Raw genomic sequence first — 25,959 nt, 5'->3', positions numbered from 1 at the left:
TCTCCGCCTATGAATTCTCATATTACACGAAAATCAACAATGAATAATAACAGTAGTATTGTCGATCCTGCTTTAGTGTTTTTATATTTTTACCATATTCCCCTACGATTTTCAAATTCCACCCGTCTTTTCCGCAAAATCTTGCCTCATTTGTCATCTTTTTCAATTTTTTGCCCCGAAACACTAGCAAAATATGATAGAATATTTGCAAGAATGAAAAAATGGAGAGGTGAATGGACTCAATGAAGAAAACAATAGTCCGTGCGGTTTCGACAGCGGCGGTTTTATCAGCAGTTTACGCAGGGACGGCACACGCTAGTACATATACAGTCAAAAAGGGTGACAACCTATCACATATTGCCTCGAAATATAACACCAGTGTACACACCTTAATGGCATTGAATGGTTTAAAATCAGATTTTCTACAAATCAACCAGAAACTTAAGCTCCCAGACACAAAGGTAAAAACGACTACTGTTACGAAGACATCCTCCCCTGTAAAGACGTATACCGTTAAAAGTGGAGATGCCTTGATTAAGATTGCCAATAAATATGATGTAAGCGTTGGGGATTTAAAGCTATGGAATGCGCTTAATAGCACGATCATTTATCCTGGCCAGGTGTTGAAGGTTTCAGGATCATCGAGTGCAACCTATACAACAGTGTCGGATGATAAGAAGCAGTCCACTCCTTCCAAAACCACTACGTCTACATACGTTGTACAAAGTGGCGACAGTTTGAGTAAGATTGCAGTGAAATATAGAACAACTGTTTCGGAATTAAAAAAGTTAAACAACTTGAAGTCTGATCGGATTTATGTTGGTCAAAAGTTGAAGGTTCCTGGTAAGGCGCAGACCACCACTACGACCACTTCAACGAATCAAAACGTGTCCACCTATACAGTCAAATCCGGTGATACACTAGGCAAGATTGCCAAGCAATTTGGGTTGAGTTTGGCAGAGTTGAAGTCACTTAATGGCTTGAAATCCAATTTAATTCGAGTTGGTCAAAAGCTGAAAGTAACCGGGAAGCCTGTTGCTGCTGAACCACCTACACATCAGGACAAGCCCTCTGTGGAGCCTGATCAACCACAAACACCTCCGGCAGATGCGACGGATTATATCGTGAAAGGCGGCGACACTTTAGGCGGGATTGCGTCTAGAGCCGGGATGACGGTTGCCGAATTGAAGACATTGAACCACCTCAGTTCCGACCGGATTTATGTCGGACAGAAATTAAAGATTAAGGGTTCTTCTGTATCTGTAACAGAGTCGACTCAGACCGAAAACCAGACACAGACTCAGACACAGACGCCTTCCTCAAGTGGCGATGTATCGGCCAAAATCGTCAGCACGGCGAAAAGCCTAATGGGCATCCCGTATGTCTGGGGCGGCAGCACTCCGTCGGGCTTTGATTGCAGCGGCTTTATTTATTATGTCGCCAACCAGGCTGGCATCGAAATCGGCCGCTTAACAGCCGATGGCTATTACAACCGTTCTTATTATGTGGATAAGCCGAAAGCCGGCGATCTTGTATTCTTTGAAAATACCTATAAAAGTGGCATCTCCCATGTCGGAATCTACATCGGGAATAATCAATTCATCCACGCCGATCCAGATCGTGGTATTGCCACTTCCAGCCTAAGCATCTCTTATTTCAAAGAGCATTTTGCTAGTTTTAAAAGATTCTATTGATTTGCATAGCCAGTCCTCATTTAAGGGGGCTGGTTTTTTTGATGAAAATCGTGAGATTTTCGCTGCCTTCGTTATATTTGCTAGGCCTAGATTGTTGGGTTAGTCTTGGTTCCCCACTTCTATCCTTCTTCAGGTTGAAGCCCGGTTTTTGACACTTGGAAAGCTAGTGGGAATGTGGATGGGTTCTTTTTCATAAGATGATTTGTCGTGGTTATTGGTATTTTTCTAGCTTATGGATTGGTTTGGGGGGATGTTGGGTGTTTTCTGTGTTTTTAGTGACGCATATTGTGACGGGTGCGGTTTGTTTAGTTAGTGGGTTGCTGGCCATGTTTGCGAGGAAGAGGAAGGGCCGGCATACGATGTCTGGTGAGGTTTATCATGGGTCGTATGTTTTGGTGTTTATGACGGCATTGGTGATGTCTGTGCTTCATTGGCAGGAGAGTCAGTATTTGTTTTATATTGCGTTGTTTTCTTATGGTCTTGCTTTGTATGGGTATGTGGCGGTTAAGCGGAAGTGGAAGAATTGGTTAGGTGCACATATCGGGGGGATGCTGGGGTCGTATATTGGGATTGTGACGGCGACGTTGGTGGTGAATGTCCCGAGGATTCCTGTGTTGAATGAGTGGCCTGTTTTGGTGTTTTGGTTCTTACCGACGGTTGTGGGGACTCCGCTGATTATGATGGTTGGGCGCCGGTATCGGCCTAGGCGGAGATAACAATCAATAAAAAGATCGGTACTTAAGATGGATGGTTTGGAACATATATTGCAGTAAATGGAACATATACGAGGAAAACAGAGCATAAAGTGATTGGAATGGAACACAAGGTAGAATGCCTTCTGAAAAAGGGAATTAAAAAGGGTGAGATTCCTCAAAAAATGGTCTAATGCATTAAAATTCAAGGAAGAAGTGACCTAAGCCAGACATCCGCCTGGCTTTTTGAATGGAAAAAATTCGATTGGAACATATATTGCTGCAAAGGGAACATAAAACTCTAAAAAAGGACCATAAATCCAAATTATTTATGTAATCTAGAGCCGTGATTCCCTTACGACACCACCAACAACGGCTGCGTGACCGTCGGCAGCGTGATTTCCACCGTTGTCCCCTCTTCTACTACACTCGTAATCTTAATTTCTCCGCTATGGTTTTCGATGATTTTGTAACAGGTCATCAGGCCGAGACCGGTGCCTTTTTCCTTTGTGGTGTAAAACGGCTCGCCGAGTGTCGGGATCCGGTCTTCGGGAATCCCTACGCCCTGGTCGATGATCTGAATCGAAATCTTGCCGTCTTCCTTTTGCTTGACCTTCACGTCGATTTGGCCGCCGGTGGGCATCGCCTCAATCGCATTCTTCAGCAGGTTGAGAAACACTTGCTTCAGCTGATTCTCCTCGCACATCACCTTCGGCAGGTCGCTGTCAAACTCGACATAAATCTGGACATTATTCAAAATCGACTGGTTATTGATCAGGGTGACGACGTCTTTGATTAAATTTTTCACATCTTTTTCAATAAAAACCGCGGCAGTTGGTTTAGCAAGAACGAGGAATTCGCCGACGATGCTGTTAATCCGGTCAAGCTCTGAGAGGACAATATCAAAGTAATCCGGGTGCGTTTCCCCAGACTTGAACAGCTGGATAAAGCCGCGGATGGATGTGAGTGGATTGCGGATTTCGTGGGCAATCCCGGCTGCCATTTGCCCGAGAAGAGCGAGTTTTTCGGATTTTTGCAGCAGCTGTTCCGTTTCTTCTTTGCGTTCGGAGATGTCCTTTCCAATGCAAAGCACGGCCTCTTTCCCGCCAAACACTATGTACATAGAAGAGACTTCAAAGAAAAAGGTTGAACCGTCTAGACGTTTTGCCTTGTATTCGATGGTGTTGACCGGTTGTTTTTCTTTATTAATCTGTTTGTACCGTTCTTGTGCACGTTCTTGATATTCTGGGACGATAAAATCAAAAATTGATTTCCCAATCAGTTCTTCCTTGCTTTTTACTCCTGCTGTCCTGACAACGGCTTGGTTGACATAAAGTAGTTTTTGGTCACTTAAAATGTAAACGGGGTTCGGCAAAGAATCGATGAGTTTTTTATAGCTGCACTCACTCTCCCGGACCTTTTTGGCAAAAAAACGTGCCTTGTCATATTGATAGCCCACGATCCATGCAATCACGGTGAAAATCAAAAAATCAAGGGTGAAAAATACTTGTTGGTGATACATTTTTTGAAATAAAGTAAATAATAGCGAAATACCTACGAGCGTGATTTGTCCTGATTTCCTCATGGCCTTGCCCTCTTACGATTCTCTTTTTCTTAAATTATATCACTTATGGGAAATTTGGTGGTAATGGTAGTTTTATGTATGTTTTTGTCGATTCGAGCACAGCTTGGTGAGTTTCGGTTAATTTTTGGTATGATGGAAGGGAAATCCATTTATAAAGGAGATGGAACAGATGTCAATTGCGGTTCTTTACGGGGGAACTCGTCCAAATGGGAATACGGAAGCACTGACCGAGCATGCGATTCGCGGGTTGGATGTGGAGAGAATCAACTTGAGGGATTTTTCGATTTTGCCGATTGAGGATGCGCGCCATGATGAAGCCGGATTCCAAGATCGCGGCGATGACTATAATGCTGTGATGGATCGGGTTTTAGAGCATGACACGTTGATTTTTGCGACGCCGGTTTATTGGTACAGTATGTCGGGGACGATGAAGAACTTCATTGATCGCTGGTCACATTCGATGCGGGATGCGAAGTATCCTGACTTTAAAAAGCAGATGGCTGCGAAGAAGGCCTATGTGGTGGCTGTTGGCGGGGATAATCCGTACTTGAAGGGGTTGCCGATGATCCAGCAATTCAAGCATATTTTTGATTTTATGGGGATGGAGTTTGCCGGGTATGTGATTGGTGAGGGCAATAAGCCTGGGGATATCCAGCAGGACAAAACTGCCTTATATGCTGCTGAACAGCTTCAATTGAAGCTTAAAAACTAACTTGAAAAGCTGCGTTTCAAAGTAAAAGGCAAGCACAATACGCGTGCTTGCCTTGATTTAGGATAATCTTAGGGTTCTTATTTAAAGGTTCTTTTCGAAAAAACAACAATCGTGCCGAAACAGCCTATTTATAAGCCGTCGTAACCTTGAATCATCATGAAAAAGATATGGTTAAAACTCAAATTTCACAGGTCTTAAAAATAAATCCTTTAAGGTTTCTTCCGCATTTTTACTTTCAAATATGATCTCATATAATGCCTGACTAATCGGAAGTTGAACGTCATATTGAATGGATAATGTTCTTAATGCCTTTATGGTTGCAACACCTTCTGCTAATTTCCCAAACTTTTTTCCTTCCACTAATGCCTGTCCAAATTTTCGATTATGACTATGATCTGAAAATAATGTTGCTTCATAGTCTCCTAGATGACTTAATCCATATACCGTTACATCATTTCCACCCATTGCCCTGACGAGACGAGAGATTTCCCTTGCTCCCCTTGCCATTAGTGAACCTTTTAAACTGCTATAATGTAATCCATCCAACATTCCTGCAGCGATTCCCATCACATTTTTTGCCGCAGCCCCAATTTCATTTCCAATCAAGTCTTGCCCATAGTAGAACCGAATTAAATCACTGTTCAATTCTTGGACTATTTTTTTCGTTACTTCAATATTGTCAGAACCGATCACCATACAATTTGGAATATGATTCACAAAATCCTGTACATGTCCAGGCCCTACCCATACGGCTAGATTTACATTTTTCCCGACTTCTTCCCCAAATACTTGAGAAAGTCTTTTTCCGCTTTCCGCCTCTAATCCTTTCATGCATAAAACAAATGTTTTGCCTTGTATTTCATTTAGCGAGCTTAATCGTGTTGCAAATGAGCGTAATTCTTGTGCACTAATGGAAATGATGATGATTTCAGCAAATGATACGGCCTTTTCCAATGAATTCGTCAGTTCGATCTCTTCTGGTAATGACAGGTAATCATTTCTTCTGCTTTCCTTTAATCCAATGAAATTTCTGGAGTTTTCTCTGCCCCATAATTGAACATTGTGTCCAACTTTATTCGTGTACCAGGCCAAAAAGGTTCCCCAACGTCCACAACCTAAAACCGAAATATTCACGATTTCACCCTCAGCTTTTTTAAAATTTATCCATCCTTACTTGTAAAAAACTAAAACCCTTAATCTTCTGTCCCTAATACATCGGTGTTCGGGGGTTCATACCCCATTTGGCGTAACATGGCGACAATTTGCCCCTTGTGATGGAATTCATGTGTAATGGTATGCATGAGCAATTTTCCGGTTGTGATGGATAGCGTTTCTGGTGCCTCTCTCCAAGGGATCTTTTTTTCCATCATCTCATTTAATTGATTTCTAGGAAGTTCAAATACCTCATTTACAATCGAATCTACCTGTTCGAAACGGTCCTTTATTTTTTCCAAATTAAATTGATCCCGTTTCTCCTTTGGAGTAATCGGCTTCTTTGTCTTTTCTAATACAAATGAGCCTAGCCATGCATAGTAACAATCTGCTATATGTATCAATGTGTCCCGTACACTTTGCAAAGCGAAGCCATGTTGGTGAGTAAAATCCTTGGGATTTAGTTGCGCACAAAAGTCTAATAGTGTGCCGCGGGTTTGTCGGACCCATTCATATTCGTTTTGATTCATCATGCCACCCACTTTCAAGGAATACTATTACATATTCAATATGTGTAAAAAAATACCTTCTCCTACTTCGCTTCTACGTCAGGTCAATCAAATAGGGGCTGCGATCTGCAACCCCATTTATCCCAGCAGGTAAGATATAATATCCATATTAGTACTTTGAAGAGAGCATGGCATATCCTTTCGATTTGACTTCAATGCAAAATAAAAAGTGTCGGCCTTATCCTGAAACAAGTGGGTTCGTAATAGGCTCAAGTCTAGTTCTAGTTTGCTTGTTATCTGTTCATAAAATTGACCTTGCGTCATCCGATCCACTGAACCTAAGTGAAAAATCCCTTTTAGCTTATTTTCCATAATGAATCGAAGTTGCTTGGCTAACTGAATATCTAAAAGATTGTTACAAACGAGATTGCTGTACACATCGATCATTTTTTGACTCTTTATACTTTCTTTGATTGCATTGTATCTTGGAGAATCCTTCCCCCATATCGCTGGAATCCGGATAATGTTTGCTCGCTCGACTAAAATTTCCTTCAGCATCTTTTCGCATTCAATTTTGAAGGATCCATATTCGGATTGGGAAAAAGGTAGATCTGTTTCGGTGTAGGGTCTAGTATAGTCGCCATCAAATACATTTGTGGTAGAAAAGAAATACAAACGACCATTCTCATTGCGTAACTCTTCAGCCAATTCTTTATGAAACATGAGCTGATGATCATAGTCTCCTCTAAGGCAAGATATCACTATGCCAGGTTTGATTGCACGGATGATTTCCTTTAGCTTATCGGTTTGCTTCACTTCCAATTGAAACTGCTTACCATCAGGGAGACTGGGTAACGTTGTTGAATAAGTTCCATATACGTCAAAACCATCCCTCAATTCATCCGTTAAAGCTCTCCCAACAAGACCACTCGCACCAAGAATAAGAACCTTTTCCATCGTACTTCCCCCATTCATCAACATGCTTTTATAATTAAACGATTGAATACAGTAAAAAGATACGCGATTTGCAACTATACTGTTCGACAAAAATCGGGTGGTGACAGGCACCACCCGATTTTTGTCGAAAATGATTATTTTTTATCTGCTAATTCAAGTCTTTCCGGTTTGTTTACGATGAAGATGTAGGATAGGGCTCCGATCAACATGATGCTGGCGACAAAGATGAGGGCGCCGTTAAAGGAATGGGTTTTAGCAAAGATCAATCCGATTACTAATGGTGTAACAATTCCTGCCGTATTCCCGATCGTATTGAAGATACCGCCGGTTAAACCAACCAATTCTTTCGGTGCCATATCACCGACAAGGGACCAAGTAATCCCTGCCATCCCTTTTGCGAAAAAGGAAACCGTCATAATAATGATAATAATCGAAATATTTGAAGTGTAGTTCGCCAATACGATACTGCTTGACAAAAGAAATCCCGCAATGATTGGAGTTTTACGTGCCACAGCGAGTGATTTTCCTCTTTTCAATATGGCGTCAGAAATAAATCCTCCGAAAAGCCCTCCAAAAAATGCTCCCACATACGGAATCGATGCTGCAAAACCTGTTTGAATGAGTGTCAAGCCCTTCTCCTCTACAAGATACGTAGGGAACCAAGTTAAGAAAAACCATACAATCGTATTCATTGCGTACTGACCAATATAAATTCCAGCCATTTGTCTATTAGTCAACAATAAGCGGACATCAGACCATTTCCATTTGCGTTTTACTTCTTCATTGGCGAGTCCCCCGCCTGAGTTAATATAATCAATTTCTGCTTGATTGACACGTGGATGATTATAAGGTTCACGGACAAACTTAAACCATAGGATTGCCATCACGATTCCTGCTCCACCTGATACCCAGAATACATGACTCCAGCCGAAATCTTTTAAAATCCATGTCATAACCGGTGTAAAAAGTGCTAATCCAAAAAATTGTGCGGAGTTATAAATCGATACAGCTCTTCCACGTTCATGCTGCGGAAACCACATAGTGGTTAATCGGCTGTTTCCTGGAAAGGATGGAGCTTCTGTTATACCCACTAAAAATCTTAAAATGAATAATCCAACTAATGTAGTAATAAATCCTTGGAAAAACGTACAAGCGGACCATAATAATAAGGCAATTCCATAAACATTTCGAGCGCCAAATCGATCCAGCAGCCACCCGCCTGGGATGTTAAAAATCGTGTACGCCCAGTTAAAGGCGGAAAAGGCAATTCCCATTTTTACCGCGTCAAAAGCGAGGTCTTCTCGCATGACGGGAGCAGCGATACCAAGAGCAGAACGGTCGATATAGTTAATAATCGTAACGATAAATAACATGGTAAGGATCAAATACCGGACTTTGGATTGTTTAAGGTTCTGACCCTCAGGGCTTATCCGTTGAGCACTGCTATTATTCATTAACTTTCCTCCTATTCTTTGAAAACACGAATCTACTATTATTTATGGATGGTTGAAATACCGCTCCAGGCACTTCGCTTTCCGTGGGCGGTTCGGGGAGCCTCCTCGTCGCTTCGCTCCTGCGGGGTCTCCCCTGTCCCGTACTCCCACAGGAGTCTTCGTGCCTTCCGCTCCAATCAACATTGTACTTTTTTACCAGAATATGATTTCAGTTCAATCGTTTTTTCATTCTTTATCTCACCAAACATGGTTTCTTGGAGTGGTATTGCCAATCTTTAATGAGGTATTGCATCGAAATGGTATCATCCCGATCATGGTACGGTAATCGATGATATAATTCATTTGCTTTCATAACCTTATCCATATTGATTTCGACACCCAGACCAGGTAAATCAGGCAGTTTAATGACTCCATCTCTTATTTGCATCGGATTGTCACATAATTCTTGACCATCCTGCCAAATATAGTGGGTATCGATCGGCGAGATATTTCCTGGTGCCGCAGCTGCAACCTGCGCAAACGCTGCTAAGGTAATATCAAAGTGGTTATTGGAGTGGGACCCCCATGTTAACCCCCAGTCCTTCAATAAATAAGCCATCCGAATGCTTCCATTTAATGTCCAGAAGTGAGGGTCGGCTAACACAATATCCACAGCTCGAAGTGCAGCGGCATGATGGAATTGGCGCCAATTGGTCGCAATCATATTGGTCGCAACCGGCAGCCCCGTTGCATCTTTGAATTCAGCCATAATCTCACGGCTGGAGAATCCAGCTTCAGGACCGCATGGGTCTTCAATATAGGCAAGAATATCATGTTTTCCTTTGCAAAGCCTTATGGCTTCTTCTAAGGACCAAGCCCCGTTTGGATCTAGGTTGATTCTTGCCTCAGGGAAGGCTTCATGTAACGCTTGAATTGCTTCCATTTCTTCGTCGCCGCTCAAGACCCCGCCTTTTAATTTGAAATTGGTAAATCCATAACGGCTATGTGCTGCTTTTGCTTGTGAAACAATTCCCTCAGCGGTTAAGGTTTCCATTCGTCTTACACGATCCCAGTCATCCTTCCATTCGGTTTCGCGTAAATAAGGCAGATTCATTTTTTCGCTATCCGCGATATAGAATAGATAGCCTAGGAACGGAACTTCTGTCCGCTGCAGACCTCCATCGCCCAGGAGAGCCGCGATGGGCTGGTTCACGAATTTTCCAAGTAAGTCCATCATCGCGCATTCGACTGCTGCTTCTGCCTGGACGACAAATTTCAAATTGGCTAAGTTTAATCCTTGTAACCCTTCACCAGAGTCCCCTTTTACACTTAAGCCTCCGCTTCTTATGGCCGTAAGGCAAGCTCGATAGTTGGCAATTTCTTGGCCAACTACAAACGGGCGATAGCTTTCTAGCATTCTCGTAATGTCTTCGCCGCCATGAATCTCACCGATTCCCTTATTTCCCGTTTCATCTTCTAAGATCACAATATTACGGGTAAAAAAGGGTCCATGACAGCCGCTTAGGGTAAGTAGTGCACTATCATATCCGGCAACGGGGATCACTTTCATATCTGTAATGATGGGGGATCCTTGTCTTCTCATTCCATACCATCCTTCCTGGCTTGATTCACTTATACATTTTTTTCAAAAGGCTGTTTTCTAAAAGATTGGTGTTGTTAAAAAGTTATGTGCGATGTTGATTGGAGCAGAAGGTGTTCACCTGTCCCGCGGAAAGCGAGCATCCTGAAGCGGAAATCAACCTTTCTTCTTTTTAGTAAAAAACTGCTTTTCAAAAAGTTGTGTGACAGCGCTATCAATTTAGCGCATCCGGACTCATTTCTAAAAAATGTTTGCTTTTTAAAGCTTCACAGATAAAAGGCTGAGTATCGCAGATAAAACGTATAGTATCGCAGATAAATGCCCCAGCAACGCAGATAAATGTTCATTTTCCGCAGATAAATCTTTTTGAATGTGTACTTTTTTTAAGTAAATCTATGAAAATAGCTATTTTTGGCGACCATTTCAGGGGGATTCCCCCCAAAGTGTCTCCTATTAGACTCATTGGCGACAAAACAGGTTGATGAAAGACCGAATTGTCGCCTATAAACAGAGATTTTCTAAGGATCATGTAATCGGAGCTGGATTAAACAAGGCTAAGTCATTGTGCAATCCCCAATGCTCCGTCCATGTTTTCTTCTGACCGCTTGCCACTTCCAAAATAAAGTGGAAAATCTCCCAGCCAACTTCTTCGATCGTTCTTTCTCCTGTAGCAATCGTGCCGGCATTGATATCAATCAAATCGTCCCAATGCTCTGCCAAAGCGTTACGGGTAGCCACCTTCACGACGGGGGCCATGGCCAGTCCGTATGGCGTTCCTCTTCCCGTTGTAAACACTTGAAGATGCATCCCGGAAGCGAGCTGTAAGGTTCCACAGACAAAATCACTGGCAGGTGTGGCGGCAAAAATCAACCCTTTTTCAGTTGCCTTCTCACCAGGTGCAAGGACGCCGGAAATCGGACTTTTCCCTGACTTGGCAATCGAACCCAATGATTTCTCCACGACATTGGCTAATCCACCCTTTTTATTCCCTGGAGACGGATTCGCCGATCGGTCTACTTCTCCTTTGGACAGATACTGATCATACCATTCCATTTCACGAATTAACGCATTTCCTACTTCTTCATTGACCGCCCGCGGTGTTAATAGATGAATCGCATCGCGTACTTCTGTTACCTCTGAAAATAATACCGTCGCCCCGGCCCGAACCAATAAATCGGCTGCATAGCCAACCGCTGGATTCGCGGTGACACCTGAGAAGGCGTCACTTCCCCCGCATTGCAGGCCGATGACTAGATCCGAAACCGGACAGGTTTCCCGTTTTCTTCTATTTAGTCGGATTAATCTTTCTTCCGCCATCTCCATAATCGATTGAACCATGCCCATCATCCCCTGCTGATCTTGAAGCGAGAGGATATCGGCTTCATTCCGCTCCGGAGTGATTCGAATTGGTGAGAGCTTCTCACATCCCAGACCAATGACCATTGCTTCTCCCCCAAAGTTCGGGTGTTTGGCTAGGTTGGTAATCGTTCGAATTGGAATCTCAGCTTCAGGGGCATTGATCGCCACGCCGCATCCATAGCTATGATTTAAGGCCACGACATCATCCACATTCGGATACTTCGGTAAAATCTCTGCCTTTATTTTTCGAACGACAAAATCAAGAACGCCGACCACACATTGAACACTTGTGGTAATTCCTAAAATATTCTTGGTTCCGGCACTGCCATCCTGATTCCGAAACCCTTGAAACGTATAGCCTTCTAATGGAGGCAACGCTTCAGGAACCTGATTGGCGATCGGTAACTCGTTTAAATTAGGAGAGGCCGGCAGTTTTACTAACGACTCTTCCACCCAGCTGCCTTTTTGAATGAAGGCAGCTGCATAACCAATTACTTCTCCATAGCGGATAATCTCTTCATCTTCCTTGATATCGGTTAAAGCGACTTTATGTCCCTGAGGGATTCTGTCGATCAGTTGGAGTCCACAAGAGAAAACCGTCCCAGGTTCTAAGCCCCCTGTATTCACGACGATGGCGACATTGTCTTTTTCATTTACTTGAATATAAAGAGGTGTTTCTTTTACCTTCGTTTTCAAGTTCATGGTCCTCCCGTGTTTTATTTAACAAAAACTGTTTTAATCGATGTAAAGAACTCTTTTGCCGCTTCTCCTTGTTCACGGGAATGCGAGCTGGAGTTTTTCATGCCTCCGAATGGCGCCTGTAGTTCCACCCCGGCACTTTCTGCATTGACCCGAATCAACCCTGCTTCCATATCGCTGACGAAGGATAGCAGATTCTGAATATTTGTGGTAAAAATAGAAGCGCTCAATCCATACTGCACATTGTTCGCAATCTTCAGGGCATCCTCTACGGATTCAGCCTTCAAGAGGGCGATGACAGGTCCAAAGATTTCTTCCTGTACAATCGCCATATCCTCTGTACAGTGATCAAAGATGGTTGGTTCAACATAGAAGCCGTTCGCCAATTCTCCTTCTACGACGCGTTTTCCGCCAGTAAGCAGTTCAGCGCCTTCCTCGAGCCCTTTCTCTATGTAGGATAGAACGGTGTTAAGCTGGCTTTCACTTGCACTTGGTCCCATCCATACCGTGCTGTCGAGTCCATTTCCAATTGTAATCTCTTGTGTTTTTTGCACAAGCTTTTCTTTGAATTCTTCGTAAATTCCTTGTTCCACGATCACGCGGCTAGTTGCTGTGCACTTTTGACCAGTTGAACGGAAGGCACCGGCAATGACGGCTTCTACTGCGAGGTCAAGATCGGCATCTGCTGCCACAATCACAGGGTTCTTCCCGCCCATTTCCAGCTGGTATTTGGCCCCGCGCTGTAAGGCAGCCTGACCAATTCTTTTTCCAACACCGTTGGAACCGGTAAAGGTAATCCCGTTAATATCCTCATGATCGGCGATCCCTTGTCCAATCACACTTCCTGGTCCTGTAACCATATTCACGACCCCAGCAGGGAAACCGGCTTCTTCAAAGCACTCAATGATTTTTGCAAGGGTAACAGCGGTTTCCGTTGCAGGCTTGACGACAATGGTGTTTCCATATACAAGTGCCGGTGCCATTTTCCAAATCGGAATCGCAATTGGGAAGTTCCATGGTGTGATCACCCCTACAACCCCAAGCGGCACACGAGTCGTAAACATCAGGGCCGTGCTATCAGTGGACGGAATCACATCGCCTACTTTGCGCATTCCTTCCCCTGCATAATACTTCAGGATGGCAATCCCGCGTGCGGTTTCCCCTTTTGTTTCGGCAAAGGTTTTTCCCATTTCTCTTGTTGCGCATTCAGCAATCTCATCGATCCGTTTTTCAAGAATTGCAGCTGCTTTAAAGAGGTACTCGCCGCGCGCCGCGCCTGAAAGTTTGCGCCAGTTTTCTTTGGCTTGTTTTGCGGCGTTGACCGCACGGTTCAAATCATCCTCGGTTGATTTTTGTACATAGCCGACAATTTCTTGGCTATCGGCTGGATTGATACTTTTTTCTACTTCATTAGAAGCTGAAGCAATCCATTCACCGTTAATATAGTTAAGATAGGTTTTTGTTTGAACAGTTGTGGTCATCTATAAGTCTCCTTTTATGGATTGAACGAGTATGTTTTTTGGATAAAGATCGATTGCTTTGTTCAAAATAGATTCTAGTTCTCTATAATGTTCTTTTTCTACCGGAAGAATTGGCAGTCTTACCGTTTCCCCTACTGGCAATCCCATAATTTCCATACCGGCTTTAATCAGTGAAACCGCATAGCCCTTGCGCTGGTGGCGGATACTATTAATAGGTAAGATCACTTGTTGTAATAAATCTTGTACGACTTCCTGCTCCCCGTTCAATAGCGCTTCGTAAAATTTCCTCGAGATGTGCGGGATGTAATTCGAAATCGCTGATGAGTAAGAGTCAAAACCGAGTGGAACAAAAGCCGGCATCGTTACTTCCGCTAATGGCATTCCATTCAGCCAGCTAAACCGCTTTCCAAATGTTTGGGTTAGAATCGTATTTAGCTCCATATCTCCTAAACCATCTTTTACTCCGACGACCTGAGGGACTTCTGCCAGCGCTTCCAAAACAGAAACGGATAAAGAAACCTGATCCCGTTGGTAGACAATTGCATTTAAATCGGTACTTTCCGCAATCGTTTTAAAATAACCCGCTAAGCCTGCCTGTTCCCCAGCCACCAGATATGGAGGCAGGATCAAATAGCCATCTGCCCCTTTGTCTGCCGAGATCTTCGCGAACTCTAAAGAAGTTTGAATATTGCCGCCAACCCCTGTATACACAGGTACCTTTCCGCCTGTAACCGATACGGCCACATCGATCATGGCTTCATATTCTTCTTTACTTATTGATTGATATTCTCCAGCTCCACAAGCTACAAAGATCGCTTCAAGCCCTTCATCTAATAAAAATTGAATATTCGTAGCAAGTCCCTTTTCATTCAGTTGGTTGTTTTCGGTAAAAGGCGCAACTGGAAATCCTAAAATTCCTGTCGGAGCCTTACGTGTTGTCGTCATCCTTGTTCCTCCTTTTGTTTGGTTGTTCGTTTGTTTTATTGTAAGACAAATAAATTAATCGGTCAATTATTTATTTTCTGAAATTTAAAAATCAAATGATTGACAAACAATTTTATTTGTCTTACCATTTGAGAAAAATAATAGATTACCGCATCTTCTTATCACTAGAGTCTTATTTTGTAACCGGTCTCTTTTTGAAAGAAGGTAAGAAATGTTCTACTACTAAAAGGAGTGATAGATATGGAAGCACAATTCGTTCAAGACGCTAAAAAAACAAGTACACCGATTATTACAGAAATGCTGGTGGTTCCCGTTGCCGGACATGACAGCATGCTTCTTAATTTGAGCGGCGCCCATGCCCCCTACTTCACACGTAACATTGTGATTCTAAAGGATAATGCAGGAAATACCGGGGTTGGAGAAGTTCCAGGCGGCGAAAGAATCCGCCAGACCCTCGAAGATACAAAACCATTCGTGATTGGACAATCGATTGGTACATACAAAAATATTTTAACTACGATTCGCAAACAGTTTGCGGACCGAGACTCGGCAGGAAGAGGACTTCAAACGTTTGACCTCCGTACCACGATTCATGCGGTTACGGCTTTAGAAGCTTCACTCCTTGATTTAGTCGGACAATATTTACAGGTTCCTGTTGCTGCTCTTCTTGGTGAAGGTCAACAGCGTGACAAGGTAGAAATGTTAGGGTATTTATTTTATGTAGGAGATCGCAAGAAAACGGATCTTGAGTATTTAAGCGCACCGGAAGCGGAAGATGACTGGTTCCGCCTTCGTCACGAAGAAGCGTTAACACCGGAAGCGATTGTACGTTTGGCGGAAGCCGCCCGAGAGCGCTATGGATTTAATGATTTCAAATTAAAAGGCGGAGTCTTACGGGGAGAAGAAGAAATTGAAGCCGTAACGGCGCTTGCGGAGCGCTTCCCTGAGGCTCGCATTACGCTTGATCCCAATGGCGGCTGGTTATTACAGGACGCGATTCGACTTTGCCGGGATCAACACCATGTGTTAGCTTATGCGGAAGATCCTTGTGGTGCAGAAGGCGGATTCTCCGGCCGCGAGATCATGACAGAATTTAGACGGGCAACCGGACTCCCCACCGCAACGAATATGATTGCCACCGACTGGCGGCAAATGGGGCATTCGATTCAGCTTCAGTCTGTGGACATCCCTCTGGCCGATCCACATTTTTGGACGATGCAGGGCTCCGTTCGCGTTGCGCAAATGTGTCATGAATGGGGTCTGACATGGGGATCGCACTCCAATAACCACTTTGATATTTCACTGGCGATGTTTACCCACGTTGCAGCGGCTGCGCCTGGGAAAATCACGGCAATTGATACTCACTGGATTTGGCAGGACGGGCAGCGTCTAACCAAGGAGCCTTTCAAAATTGTCGGCGGCATGGTGGATGTTCCTGCGAAACCGGGTCTAGGAGTTGAAATTGATATGGAACGGATCGAGAAAGCGCATCAGCTTTATCAACAAAAAGGGCTTGGCTCCCGCGATGATGCCATTGGCATGCAATACCTGGTTCCGAACTGGACGTTTGATCCTAAAAAGCCTTGTATGGTTCGATAAATTTTTTTAGGGTGCGTTTCTCGATCGAGGGACGCACTATTTTTTTAATATGTATTTAATAAATGGGAATTTGTCAGTATAATTGTATTACAATAAGACTATTAATGGAGTCAAATAGAGGTGTTATACTTTGGAACCATCATCAAAGAAACTAGAGGTTCAATCGGTAAGCAGGAATACCCTTTCCAAACAAGTCGTCGACCAGATTGTCCAGCTGCTTGTCAGCGGGCAAATGAAATCGGGTGACAAACTGCCGCCTGAAATGGAACTGATGAAGGAACTCGATGTAAGCCGGCCGGTTTTGCGCGAGGCGCTTAGTTCACTTGAAACGCTTGGTGTGATTACACGGAAGACGCGGGAAGGTACGTTTTTTAATAATAAAGTCGGGTCGTATCCCTTCTCAATCATGTTAGCACTGGCTACGGATAACTTACCCGCCATCATTGAAGCGCGGATGTCTCTTGAACTTGGACTTGTGACGATTGCAGCTGAAAAAATTAAGGATGAAGATCTGGCAAGACTGCAGGAAACCATTGAGACCATCAAAAATAGCAAAGATAATAATTACGGTGAGGCCGACAAGGAATTTCATCGAATTATTGCCATGAGTGCAAATAATCCGATTGTCGAGGGGATGATTGACTCCCTGCTGATTACCCATGAGAAAACAGATAGCCTCATCCAGTACAGGGAACGCGACCTAACCGTAGCTTTTCACCAAGGCATTTACGAAGCACTCGCAGCGCACAACCCACATGAGGCCTTCAACCAAATGTACAAGCATCTAGACTATGTCCGTCAGAAAATACTTCAACATTCACAAATTAATTAGTGTTGTGTTCGAAAAAAATCGGGTGGTGCCACCCGATTTTTTTTATGTATAGGACATATTCAGCATGGGGAGATGAGCCCCTATTTAAGAGCCGCTCCGTATTGGGACTTTACCCTCCACTTTTGCGGATTTACACTCCGGTTCTGCTCATTTACCATCCGCTTTGGGCGAAATACCTTCCACTTCGATAAAGTCCTCCTCATTAAGAGGCCTCTACCAGGCTCAAATACCTTTTTTTGAAGGGAAATTTCCTTTTTTAGTAAATCCCTGCCCCCCGCTTTTCCTACAAATCTGCAAATCTTGCTTTTACCTACCGGTTTCAGGGTTTTACCCTCCGCTTTTGTGGATTTACACTCCGGTTTTGCTCGTTTACCATCCGCTTTGGGCGAAATACCCTCCACTTCGATAAAGTCTTCCTCATTAAGAGGCCTCTACCAGGCTTAAATACCTTTTTTTAAAGGAAAATTTCCTTTTTAGTAAATTTCCATCCCCGCTTTTCCTACAAATCTGCAAATATTGCCTTTATCCACCGGTTTCGTGACTTTACCCTCCGCTTTTGTGGATTTACACTCCGGTTTTGCTCGTTTACCCACCACTCTGGCCGAAAGATCCACGGGGACGGTTCTCACTGGTTTTTTACTGTTCGGCAAAAATCGGGTGGTGCCAGGCACCACCCGATTTTTGTCAAATTCTTATAGCATTTTCTCAATAACGGCTTTTGCGGTTTCTTCTTTGTTGAGTGTTGATTCTTTGTAGTTTCTTCTGAAGAATTCGGCATATAGGATGTCGAGCAGGTAGAGCTGTGAGATTTTGGCAGAGAGGCTGCCGCCTTGGAGCGGTCCTTCGTTTGATCCGCAAAGCAGGGTAATATCTGCGTAATTGGTTAAGGGTGATTTCGCGAACCGGGTAATCGAAATGACTTTTGCTCCTCTTTCCTTTGCTGCCTTTGCGACATCAATCGTATCCTTCGTGGATCCTGAATAGGAGATCGCAACCGCCACATCCCTGTCTGTCATTAACGAAGCAGACATAATTTGCAGATGGGAATCAATCGAACATTCCGTTTTATTCGTGATCCTCATAAACTTATTCTTCGCTTCCATTGCCGTCATCAACGAAGACCCTACGCCAAAAAAGTGAATCCGGTCTGCCTGAATGAAACAATCAATTGCCTTCGAAATATCTGTCTCATTAATGAGATTCGAGGTTTCTGTTAGCGCGTTGATATTCGTCGCTAAAATTTTCGAGGCTAATTCGCCGATCGTATCCTGCTGAGTAATTTCGCCGGACATTTGCTGCGTTTCTTCATCTTGGGTACTATGGGCTAAGGCAATTTTAAATTCCTGATAGCCTTTTAAATTCATGGTTTTGCAAAATCGAAATACACTGGCCTCGCCGACATTGCATGCATCCGCAAGGTCGGTAATCGACATGTAGATGACATCCTGCATATGTTCAAGAATATAGTCGGCTACCTTTTTTTCAGATTTCGTAAAGGCATTGTAGTTTGAACGAATCAATGAAAAAATATCTACTTTTGACATACATAGCACTCCTTCTAGTTCCCACTTCTCAGATGAAGCGAAACCGCCCCAAGAATTCCAGCTTTATTTCCAAGAGAAGCTTTTAAGATTTTTACATCGGAAAAGCTTTCCATGATTAACTCCCGTACTTCAGCCGCCACCATCTTCACCAAAATTTCCTGTTCCATTACACCGCCGCCAATGATGATTGCACGGGGGTTAAAGATGTGGACCAACGAAGTAAGTCCGATAGCCACTTCAAATACCCAATGATTGAGCACATCGATCATCCGGCTGTCACCGTGGTAAAGTTTTTCAAAAATGACTTTTCCATTCAGGCACTCCGGATCCACTTCTTTTGCCATCCGCACCAAGGCGGTCGTGGAGGCATATTGTTCATAACAGCCTTGTCCACCGCAGTTACACGGCAGTCCTTTAGGATGGGTCAAGATATGCCCAAATTCAGCCGCTACCCCATTATATCCTGAATAAATTTCGTTATTTTGAATGATGGCACCGCCGATACCGGTTCCATAGGTCAAACAAAGAAAATCCTGAAAATCCCGGCCGGCACCAAAATACTGTTCTCCCAAAGCAGCCGCATTCACGTCATTCTCTACTTTAACGGGAACCTTAAATTTTTCTTCTAACAGATCCTTTAACCGCGTTCCCGTATAGTTGGGGATATTTTCATTGGCATAAATAATGCAGCCCTGCTCTCGATCCACCTGACCGGCTGTACTGATTCCGATGGCATCAAAGCCATCATATTCGGATATAATTTGCATGAGCTTTTCAACGACAAATTTTCCGCCTTTTTTGCTTTCCGTATCATATTCTTTAAAGACAGCCAAATTTCCTTTTTCATCGGAAATTCCCAGCTTAATCGAGGTTCCACCAATATCAGCAGCTAATATTTTCAAGTTTCTCACCCTTTACCCATTTCCTAAGGCGGTATAAATCCCACGAGAATCACCCGTGGGATTTATAGCTTGTATCTAAGATATCGCTTGAATAAACCTTTTTGTGATCTCCATCGGTCTCGTAATCGCTGAACCCACAACTGCTGTATGGGCGCCTCGTTCAAAAGCAGCCTTCAAATCCTCCGGGGACCAAATCCCGCCTTCTGCGATAATCGGAAGATCAAAGTCTCTTTTTAATTTCCCTATTAACTCAACATCAGGCAGTTTCTGATCGTGAGTGTAGGAGGTATAACCGCTTAAAGTGGTCCCGATACAATCAAAGCCTAATTCATATGCTAGTTCCCCTTCTTCATAGGTGGAACAATCGGCCATGAAGATTTGGTCCGGGTACTTTTTACGGATGATTGGAAAAATTTCTTGAATGGTCTTGCCATCCGGTCTAATCCGATTCGTTGCATCTAATGCAATGATATCGACTCCCTCTTGATAAAGCAATTCAATTTCCTCCATCGTAGGGGTGATAAATACTTCCGAGCCCTCATACACACGTTTAATAATTCCGATGATTGGCAAGGAAACGGTTTTTTTGATTTCGCGAATATCTTCCACGCTATTCGCGCGTATCCCACACGCTCCGCCAAGCATCGCAGCGTACGCCATCCTTCCCATGATATAGGAGCTGTGAAGCGGCTCCTCTGGAAGTGCTTGACAAGATACGATGAGTTTCCCTTTAATTTTTTCAAATAGTTCTTCCTTGTTCTTCATTTCAAAGCATCTCCAGTTGATTATTTAAAAAATAGCTGTATTTGATTTGCTTTCCGTGGAGATCTGCGAGACGATCCGATAAACACCAAATCTACCTATCTCCTCATGGGTTTTGGCTTTCATATCGCTGATGAACACCAAATTTTCCTATATCATCATGCGTTTTGGCTTTCATACCGCCGATGAACACAAAATCATCCTATCTCCTCATGCATTTTGGCTTTCATACCGCCGATGAACACAAAATCATCCCATCTCTTCATGAGATTTGGCTTTCATACCCTCGATGAACACCAAATCTTCCTATCTCCTCATGCGTTTTGGCTCTCATACCGCCGATGAACACCAAATCTTCCTATCTCCTCATACGTTTTGGCTTTCATACCGATGATGAACACCAAATCATCCCATCTCTTCATGAGATTTGGCTTTCATACCCTCGATGAACACAAAATCTTCCTATCTCCTCATGGGTTTTGGCTTTCATACCGATGATGAACACAAAATCTTCCTATCTTCTCATGCGTTCTGGCTCTCATACCGCCGATGAACACCAAATTATCCCATCTCTTCATGAGATTTGGCTCTCATACCCTCGATGAACACCAAATCTTCCTATATCCTCATGCGTTTTGGCTCTCATACCCTCGATAAACTCCAAGGTTCATCCCTTTTCTGCCCCAATCGCCAATCCTTTTGTAAAATACCGTTGGAATAGGATAAAGATTACGAGCATTGGCACAGCAGCCACCGTAGCTCCGGCCATCTTATAAGCAAAGTTTGGACTTAAATCCTGCATCAAGGATGCAATTCCGACCATTAACGTTTTTGAAGTTTCCTCTTGGCCGACAATTAACTGCCAGAGGTAATCGTTCCATACCTGAACAAAATTCAGGATGAATAACGCCCCAATTCCGGGTTTTACAATCGGCAAGATAATTTTATAAAAAGTATAAAACTCCCCTGCTCCGTCAATCCGGGCCGCTTCTCGTAGTGAATCAGGTATCGTATCAAAAAATCCCTTAAGCAGAAATACTCCAAAGGCTGTGGCAACATTCGGCCAAATCATGCCATTTAGTGAATTTACCATTCCAAACTCCTGAATAATCCTGAATAAAGGAACGATCATGACCTCTTTTGGAATCATTAAACTGGAAATAAAAATGATATAAATAACATTTTTCCCTTTAAACTTCAACTTTGAGAACGCATAAGCAGCAAGTGAGCTGACAATGATCACCGCTACGGTTGTAACCAGTGAGACAATAATACTGTTAAATGTCCATCTTAATGCCGGCTGGTTCTGGAATACGTCCGCATAGTTACTAAAGGACATCGTTTTCGGAAACCAATCAGGAGGCATTTTGATAACATCCGAACTGTTCTTTAAGGAACTAGTAAAAAGCCAATAAAGAGGAAATATATTTAGGACAGCAAAGAAAATGATGATAGCATTGGCGATTACGTCAACGGTTTCTCTTTTTTTCTTGTTTTTCGTTTTCATGCGAATTCACCTCTAATCTTTCTTAAACATTGCTCTTAATTGTGGAACCGATAATATTAATGTAATTAAGAACATAATCACACCTACTGCAGAAGCCACACCAAGCTGATTATACTTAAAGGCATTATTGTATAAGAAATACATAAGAGTCGTAGAAGCATTGTTTGGTCCGCCACCCGTTAATAGTTGAATGACAACGAATATCTTTAAGACGGCAATAATGTTCATAATCGTGATATAGATGGTAGTAGGTTTGACCATGGGAATGAGAATTTTCATGATGATGGTCGTTCTGCTTGCCCCATCCACTTCTGCTGCTTCAAATAGTTCCTTTGGTACCCCGATCATCGACGCAATGTAAAGGATAATCGCTTGACCTACATTGGTTGCAAACGTAACGAAAATGATCACCGGTAATACCGTATGGGGATTCCCTAAAAAGTTCACATTTGAAAAATCCAGTTGTTTTGCCACGTACGGAATCAGTCCATTGGCTGGATTTAGTAAGAAACTCCAGATCATACTCATGACAACCATCGAAACCATTACAGGGATATAGTAGGCTCCTCGGATAAAGGAAACATATTTTGCATTTTTATCAAATACAGCCGATGCAACAAATAGAGAAAATATAACTGTTAAGGCCACAATGAAGATAACGAAAACAACGGTGTTAATCGTAGATTTTACAAAAACAGGGTCCTGAAAGAGTCTGGTGTAGTTGTCAAATCCGACAAATACTTCATTGGTGTAATTAATTCTGAACAAGCTTAGCCGAATTCCTTCAATGATGGGATAAACAAGAAATACTAAGAAGAGTAAAAGTTGTGGAGCTACAAATAGATACCCTGTCATATTTTCTTTGAAAGTATGCTTATTGAATTTCATCGTAACCATTACCTTTCTAAAATTTAAGCCCCTAATCTTGAGGGGCTTAAATTTATAAAGTTTACAGGGCTATTGTTTGATAACTGAGTTGGCCCTTGCATTTTCAATAATTCCATTACCATTTTTCTGATAGTCTTTCACGGCTTGTTCCGCTGACTTTTGTCCAGTTAATAATGCTTGAAGCTCTGGATATAAAGCCTGTCTTAGCTCGCTGTAACCTGGAACACTGCCAGTAAAGTTAAACAAATACTTCGCGTTTTTATCGTATGCTGCGAATAATGGATTTTGAGACTTGAATTCATTTGCTACAGAAGTCCTTACTGGAACCCCATTTTTTGAAGCTTTTACAAGTTCAGGATCTGTTGAGAAGAATTTAACAAAATCTTTACTTACTTTAATTCTTGTTTTGTCCTTTGTATTGAAAACAGCAGCACCTGATACATACGTAAAGGTTAACGGATCGCCGCTTTCAGATGGAATATTTGCAAGTCGGATATCAAACTTAGGTGCTTTACCTGCTGCCATATCTGCTTTTGCATTGTTAAAGAGTACAGAGTTTGTGAAGCTGATCGCGAGCTTCTGGTTTTGGAACATGGCATTGGCATCATTAGATGAAACCGATTCTGCACCTGGGTTTGTTAATCCGGCATCATAGATTTTCTTTAACCATTTTGCTGCCTTCACTCCGTTTGCATCATCAAGGATAATGTTGCCTTTGTCATCGAAGAACTTATTACCAAACATTCTTAAATAAGCTAGGTTCCACGTATCGCCTTGGTTATTTAACGCATATAGCGCCATTGGATACTTATCCTTCGGTAAATCCTTCTTCAACGCATTGAGGATGGTTTCATAATCTTTTAACGTCCAAGTCTTGATTTCATCCTTGCCACCAAGATACTTTTCAAGTCCTGCCGCCTTGAACATATCCGCGTTGTACGCTAAGGTTCCTGGCATATGAGAGAATGGATAGAAGTAAACATCCTTGCCGAACGTCACACTATCCCAGTACTTTTGGTCAATGTCTTTCTTCGCCGCATCATCGACAATATCGTTTAATGGAACTAATGCACCGCGATGTGCATAATCACCCATTGCGAACGTGTTTTCAAAGAAGATATCCGGAGGAGTGCCGCCGTTTAACTTAACATTTAAGAGTTCATCCCTTTGCTCAGCCGCAACTACTTCTACCTTCACTTTTACGTCGTAATCTTTATACTGTTTGGAGAACTTATCTGCCGCATACTTGAAGAAGCTATCGTAGTCTGCCCCTTTTTCAGTAGGGTCCATGACTCCCTTCCATTGCGGTGTTAACATAAGCGACAATTCAACTGTCTTTTTACCATTTGCCCCTGTATCCGATTTACTTGTTTCTTTGTTTGCACAACCGGCTAAAGCTCCAAGTGCAAGCACACCAGTCAAAGCGGTGGCTAGAAAGCGTTTTTTCAACATTCCTTTTTCCCCCTTTATAGCATGTTTTTTATTTTTTGAAGGACAAGCCTGGCTAAAAGCTGATGTCCTTCTTGATCCAAATGCATGTAATCAATCGTATTCATCGGAACACGGCCGCTTAAATCAAGAAACTCAGTTCCTTGCAGCTGCAGTAGCTCCTCTAAATGGCTGGGCAGTTCAGCTGATTTCTGATCACAATTTTTCCCCATTGACTTGCCTACTTCTGTATCAACGTACTCTTTCCCAATGGGAGGCGGCGCCATCACGAACACTTTAGGTGGTGCTCCATTCAAGCCAGCCGGAGTACTTTTTGCTTTAAGCGCGAGCCTGGCAATTCCTTGAGCGATATTAAAAGAAGTGAGATTAAATCTTTCCTTTGTATCATTGGTTCCAAGCATAATCACAACCAACTCAAGCGGCGCATGACTCATTAAGCAAGGATGCAGATAGGTCAAACCGTTTAGGCCTTCAAACAATGGATCGTCTACGACGCTTGTTCGGCCGGAAAGTCCTTCCTCGACAACTTGAAAGTCATCGCCTAATCCTTCAGCCAGCAAGCTGGTCCATCTGACTCCTTCAGGAAATCTCCCCATCGTTGCGGCATCAAAACCCCATGTATTTGAATCTCCGAAGCAGACAATTCTTCGCTTCATGTTAGTTTTTTCCGTATTTTAGAATTGCTTGGTCGATCATCTCTTTAATTGCCGGGATATTATTTAAATCCTCTCCGTGTACCGGCTCAAAAGGTGCTCGAACGCTTCCAACATTGACGCCATTTAATTTAAGAACTTCTTTAATGACGGAATACATCGAACCATTTAAGGAACATAAAGCGATAATAATGTCATTGATATCTCGTTGAATGCTTCTTGCTTGTTCAACGTTTCCAGTTGAAACAAATTCTTCGGCTTTTAAAAATAACTCCGGCATCGCTGCATAGGTTCCGCCAATTCCGCTATCAGCCCCAATGATTCTTCCGGCCACATATTGTTCGTCAGGTCCGTTAAAGACGATAAAGTCTTCGCCTGCTGCTGCCTTAAAGCGTTCAATGTCCATCGCTGGCATCGAAGAGTTTTTAACACCCATTACTTTTTTATTCTCAATTAATTGCTTGAATAGATTCATGGATAGATTGTACCCAGTTGTTTGTGGAATGTTATAGATGATGAATGGTAGCTCCGCTGCATCCATAATGTCCGTCCAATACTTATAGATTGAACTTTCAGGAAGTTTAAAGTAGATCGGCGGGATGGCGGATAAGGCATCATAGCCAAGCTCTTCCGCATATTTTGCTAATTCCACACTGTCTCTTGTGGAAGGTGCTCCAACATGAGCGATGAGCGTCAGCTTCCCTTTTACGGTTTCGGCCACATATTTTAATGTCGCTTTTCTTTCATCAAGGTTATGGTAAATGCATTCTCCAGAACTTCCGCTTACATAAAGACCTTGAACCCCTTTTTCATAAAGATAGTTACAAAGATCCTTTGTACGGCTCTCTGATATTTCTCCTGCATCGTCGTAGCACGCATAGAATGCTGGAAAAACACCTTTAAATTTTTGATTTGTCATTTATCTTCGCCACCTGGAAATGAATTTATTGGTACCGTTTACAAAGTAAATATATCACGCTTGAGTGGTTCTGTAAATAATTTTCA

22 protein-coding genes are annotated in these 25,959 nt (G+C 42.9%); 5 read left to right on the top strand and 17 right to left on the bottom strand.

Annotated elements, in window-relative coordinates; all coding sequences use genetic code 11:
• Positions 1 to 242 precede the first annotated feature (242 nt).
• Both E2K98_RS04450 and E2K98_RS04445 read left to right on the top strand, forming a co-directional pair.
• Complete coding sequence (locus tag E2K98_RS04450; RefSeq protein WP_235824711.1) at positions 243 to 1,694, top strand: C40 family peptidase; 1,452 nt, start codon at positions 243 to 245, stop codon at positions 1,692 to 1,694.
• A gap of 257 nt (positions 1,695 to 1,951) precedes the next feature.
• Complete coding sequence (locus E2K98_RS04445) at positions 1,952 to 2,410, top strand: DUF2306 domain-containing protein (protein ID WP_235824710.1); 459 nt, start codon at positions 1,952 to 1,954, stop codon at positions 2,408 to 2,410.
• 331 nt (positions 2,411 to 2,741) lie between these two features.
• On the opposite strand, the gene E2K98_RS04440 is transcribed toward E2K98_RS04445, so the two are convergent.
• Positions 2,742 to 3,971 carry an ATP-binding protein gene (locus tag E2K98_RS04440; RefSeq protein ID WP_133333062.1) on the bottom strand — a complete coding sequence of 410 codons (1,230 nt, stop codon included), beginning with the start codon at positions 3,969 to 3,971 and terminating at the stop codon, positions 2,742 to 2,744.
• A 169-nt stretch (positions 3,972 to 4,140) separates the two neighbouring features.
• Between E2K98_RS04440 and E2K98_RS04435 the strand changes: the two genes are divergently transcribed.
• Entirely contained in the window at positions 4,141 to 4,683 is a 543-nt protein-coding gene (locus E2K98_RS04435) for a flavodoxin family protein (protein ID WP_133333061.1), read from the top strand.
• A 171-nt stretch (positions 4,684 to 4,854) separates the two neighbouring features.
• Here E2K98_RS04435 and E2K98_RS04430 read toward each other — a convergent pair whose 3' ends face one another.
• From E2K98_RS04430 to kdgD, 8 genes are all read right to left on the bottom strand, one after another.
• Positions 4,855 to 5,817 (bottom strand): NAD(P)H-dependent glycerol-3-phosphate dehydrogenase, encoded by a 963-nt coding sequence (locus E2K98_RS04430; RefSeq protein ID WP_133333060.1) that lies wholly within the window; start codon positions 5,815 to 5,817, stop codon positions 4,855 to 4,857.
• 59 nt (positions 5,818 to 5,876) lie between these two features.
• Complete coding sequence (locus E2K98_RS04425) at positions 5,877 to 6,365, bottom strand: DinB family protein (RefSeq protein WP_133333059.1); 489 nt, start codon at positions 6,363 to 6,365, stop codon at positions 5,877 to 5,879.
• Between the two features lie 117 nt (positions 6,366 to 6,482).
• On the bottom strand, positions 6,483 to 7,301 hold the full coding sequence (locus E2K98_RS04420; RefSeq protein ID WP_133333058.1) for a sugar nucleotide-binding protein: 819 nt from the start codon (positions 7,299 to 7,301) through the stop codon (positions 6,483 to 6,485).
• A 134-nt stretch (positions 7,302 to 7,435) separates the two neighbouring features.
• Entirely contained in the window at positions 7,436 to 8,755 is a 1,320-nt protein-coding gene (locus tag E2K98_RS04415) for an MFS transporter (RefSeq protein WP_133333057.1), read from the bottom strand.
• 232 nt (positions 8,756 to 8,987) lie between these two features.
• The gene (locus tag E2K98_RS04410) at positions 8,988 to 10,370 is read right to left on the bottom strand and encodes a glucarate dehydratase family protein (protein WP_407921204.1); all 1,383 of its coding nucleotides are present in this window, start codon (positions 10,368 to 10,370) and stop codon (positions 8,988 to 8,990) included.
• 489 nt (positions 10,371 to 10,859) lie between these two features.
• Complete coding sequence (gene garD / locus E2K98_RS04405) at positions 10,860 to 12,389, bottom strand: galactarate dehydratase (RefSeq protein WP_407921200.1); 1,530 nt, start codon at positions 12,387 to 12,389, stop codon at positions 10,860 to 10,862.
• 20 nt (positions 12,390 to 12,409) lie between these two features.
• Positions 12,410 to 13,873, bottom strand: coding sequence for an alpha-ketoglutaric semialdehyde dehydrogenase GucD (gene gucD / locus E2K98_RS04400; RefSeq protein ID WP_133333054.1), 1,464 nt, complete (start codon positions 13,871 to 13,873; stop codon positions 12,410 to 12,412).
• Complete coding sequence (gene kdgD / locus E2K98_RS04395; protein ID WP_133333053.1) at positions 13,874 to 14,818, bottom strand: 5-dehydro-4-deoxyglucarate dehydratase; 945 nt, start codon at positions 14,816 to 14,818, stop codon at positions 13,874 to 13,876.
• 240 nt (positions 14,819 to 15,058) lie between these two features.
• On the opposite strand from kdgD, the gene gudD reads away from it, so the two are divergent.
• Positions 15,059 to 16,417: a glucarate dehydratase gene (gene gudD, locus E2K98_RS04390; RefSeq protein WP_133333052.1), complete on the top strand. Its 1,359-nt coding sequence runs from the start codon at positions 15,059 to 15,061 to the stop codon at positions 16,415 to 16,417.
• 130 nt (positions 16,418 to 16,547) lie between these two features.
• Positions 16,548 to 17,249, top strand: coding sequence for a FadR/GntR family transcriptional regulator (locus E2K98_RS04385; RefSeq protein WP_133333051.1), 702 nt, complete (start codon positions 16,548 to 16,550; stop codon positions 17,247 to 17,249).
• A 692-nt stretch (positions 17,250 to 17,941) separates the two neighbouring features.
• Here E2K98_RS04385 and E2K98_RS04380 read toward each other — a convergent pair.
• The 8 genes from E2K98_RS04380 to E2K98_RS04345 form a co-directional block, all read right to left on the bottom strand.
• Complete coding sequence (locus E2K98_RS04380) at positions 17,942 to 18,793, bottom strand: MurR/RpiR family transcriptional regulator (RefSeq protein WP_133333050.1); 852 nt, start codon at positions 18,791 to 18,793, stop codon at positions 17,942 to 17,944.
• 14 nt (positions 18,794 to 18,807) lie between these two features.
• On the bottom strand, positions 18,808 to 19,695 hold the full coding sequence (locus tag E2K98_RS04375; RefSeq protein ID WP_133333049.1) for an ROK family protein: 888 nt from the start codon (positions 19,693 to 19,695) through the stop codon (positions 18,808 to 18,810).
• Positions 19,696 to 19,770: 75 nt separating this feature from the next.
• On the bottom strand, positions 19,771 to 20,460 hold the full coding sequence (locus E2K98_RS04370) for an N-acetylmannosamine-6-phosphate 2-epimerase (RefSeq protein ID WP_133333048.1): 690 nt from the start codon (positions 20,458 to 20,460) through the stop codon (positions 19,771 to 19,773).
• 664 nt (positions 20,461 to 21,124) lie between these two features.
• A complete protein-coding gene (locus tag E2K98_RS04365) occupies positions 21,125 to 21,964 on the bottom strand; it encodes a carbohydrate ABC transporter permease (RefSeq protein ID WP_133333047.1) in 840 nt (279 codons plus the stop codon).
• Between the two features lie 12 nt (positions 21,965 to 21,976).
• Entirely contained in the window at positions 21,977 to 22,852 is an 876-nt protein-coding gene (locus E2K98_RS04360; protein WP_133333046.1) for a carbohydrate ABC transporter permease, read from the bottom strand.
• Positions 22,853 to 22,921: 69 nt separating this feature from the next.
• Positions 22,922 to 24,304 carry an ABC transporter substrate-binding protein gene (locus E2K98_RS04355; RefSeq protein WP_133333045.1) on the bottom strand — a complete coding sequence of 461 codons (1,383 nt, stop codon included), beginning with the start codon at positions 24,302 to 24,304 and terminating at the stop codon, positions 22,922 to 22,924.
• Positions 24,305 to 24,318: 14 nt separating this feature from the next.
• Positions 24,319 to 24,957: an SGNH/GDSL hydrolase family protein gene (locus E2K98_RS04350; RefSeq protein ID WP_133333044.1), complete on the bottom strand. Its 639-nt coding sequence runs from the start codon at positions 24,955 to 24,957 to the stop codon at positions 24,319 to 24,321.
• Position 24,958: 1 nt separating this feature from the next.
• Complete coding sequence (locus E2K98_RS04345; RefSeq protein ID WP_133333043.1) at positions 24,959 to 25,873, bottom strand: dihydrodipicolinate synthase family protein; 915 nt, start codon at positions 25,871 to 25,873, stop codon at positions 24,959 to 24,961.
• Positions 25,874 to 25,959: the final 86 nt, after the last annotated feature.

This window comes from Bacillus salipaludis (assembly GCF_004358205.1).
This window is presented reverse-complemented; position numbering and strand designations above follow the sequence as displayed.

Bases quoted from the DNA above. Each gene is read 5' to 3' on its own strand.
- E2K98_RS04450 (WP_235824711.1), top strand. From the start codon at position 243: ATGAAGAAAACAATAGTCCGTGCGGTTTCGACAGCGGCGGTTTTATCA.
- E2K98_RS04440 (WP_133333062.1), bottom strand. From the start codon at position 3,971: ATGAGGAAATCAGGACAAATCACGCTCGTAGGTATTTCGCTATTATTT.
- E2K98_RS04435 (WP_133333061.1), top strand. From the start codon at position 4,141: ATGTCAATTGCGGTTCTTTACGGGGGAACTCGTCCAAATGGGAATACG.
- E2K98_RS04425 (WP_133333059.1), bottom strand. From the start codon at position 6,365: ATGAATCAAAACGAATATGAATGGGTCCGACAAACCCGCGGCACACTA.
- E2K98_RS04420 (WP_133333058.1), bottom strand. From the start codon at position 7,301: ATGGAAAAGGTTCTTATTCTTGGTGCGAGTGGTCTTGTTGGGAGAGCT.
- E2K98_RS04415 (WP_133333057.1), bottom strand. From the start codon at position 8,755: ATGAATAATAGCAGTGCTCAACGGATAAGCCCTGAGGGTCAGAACCTT.
- gucD (WP_133333054.1), bottom strand. From the start codon at position 13,873: ATGACCACAACTGTTCAAACAAAAACCTATCTTAACTATATTAACGGT.
- kdgD (WP_133333053.1), bottom strand. From the start codon at position 14,818: ATGACGACAACACGTAAGGCTCCGACAGGAATTTTAGGATTTCCAGTT.
- gudD (WP_133333052.1), top strand. From the start codon at position 15,059: ATGGAAGCACAATTCGTTCAAGACGCTAAAAAAACAAGTACACCGATT.
- E2K98_RS04380 (WP_133333050.1), bottom strand. From the start codon at position 18,793: ATGTCAAAAGTAGATATTTTTTCATTGATTCGTTCAAACTACAATGCC.
- E2K98_RS04370 (WP_133333048.1), bottom strand. From the start codon at position 20,460: ATGAAGAACAAGGAAGAACTATTTGAAAAAATTAAAGGGAAACTCATC.
- E2K98_RS04365 (WP_133333047.1), bottom strand. From the start codon at position 21,964: ATGAAAACGAAAAACAAGAAAAAAAGAGAAACCGTTGACGTAATCGCC.
- E2K98_RS04360 (WP_133333046.1), bottom strand. From the start codon at position 22,852: ATGAAATTCAATAAGCATACTTTCAAAGAAAATATGACAGGGTATCTA.
- E2K98_RS04355 (WP_133333045.1), bottom strand. From the start codon at position 24,304: ATGTTGAAAAAACGCTTTCTAGCCACCGCTTTGACTGGTGTGCTTGCA.
- E2K98_RS04350 (WP_133333044.1), bottom strand. From the start codon at position 24,957: ATGAAGCGAAGAATTGTCTGCTTCGGAGATTCAAATACATGGGGTTTT.
- E2K98_RS04345 (WP_133333043.1), bottom strand. From the start codon at position 25,873: ATGACAAATCAAAAATTTAAAGGTGTTTTTCCAGCATTCTATGCGTGC.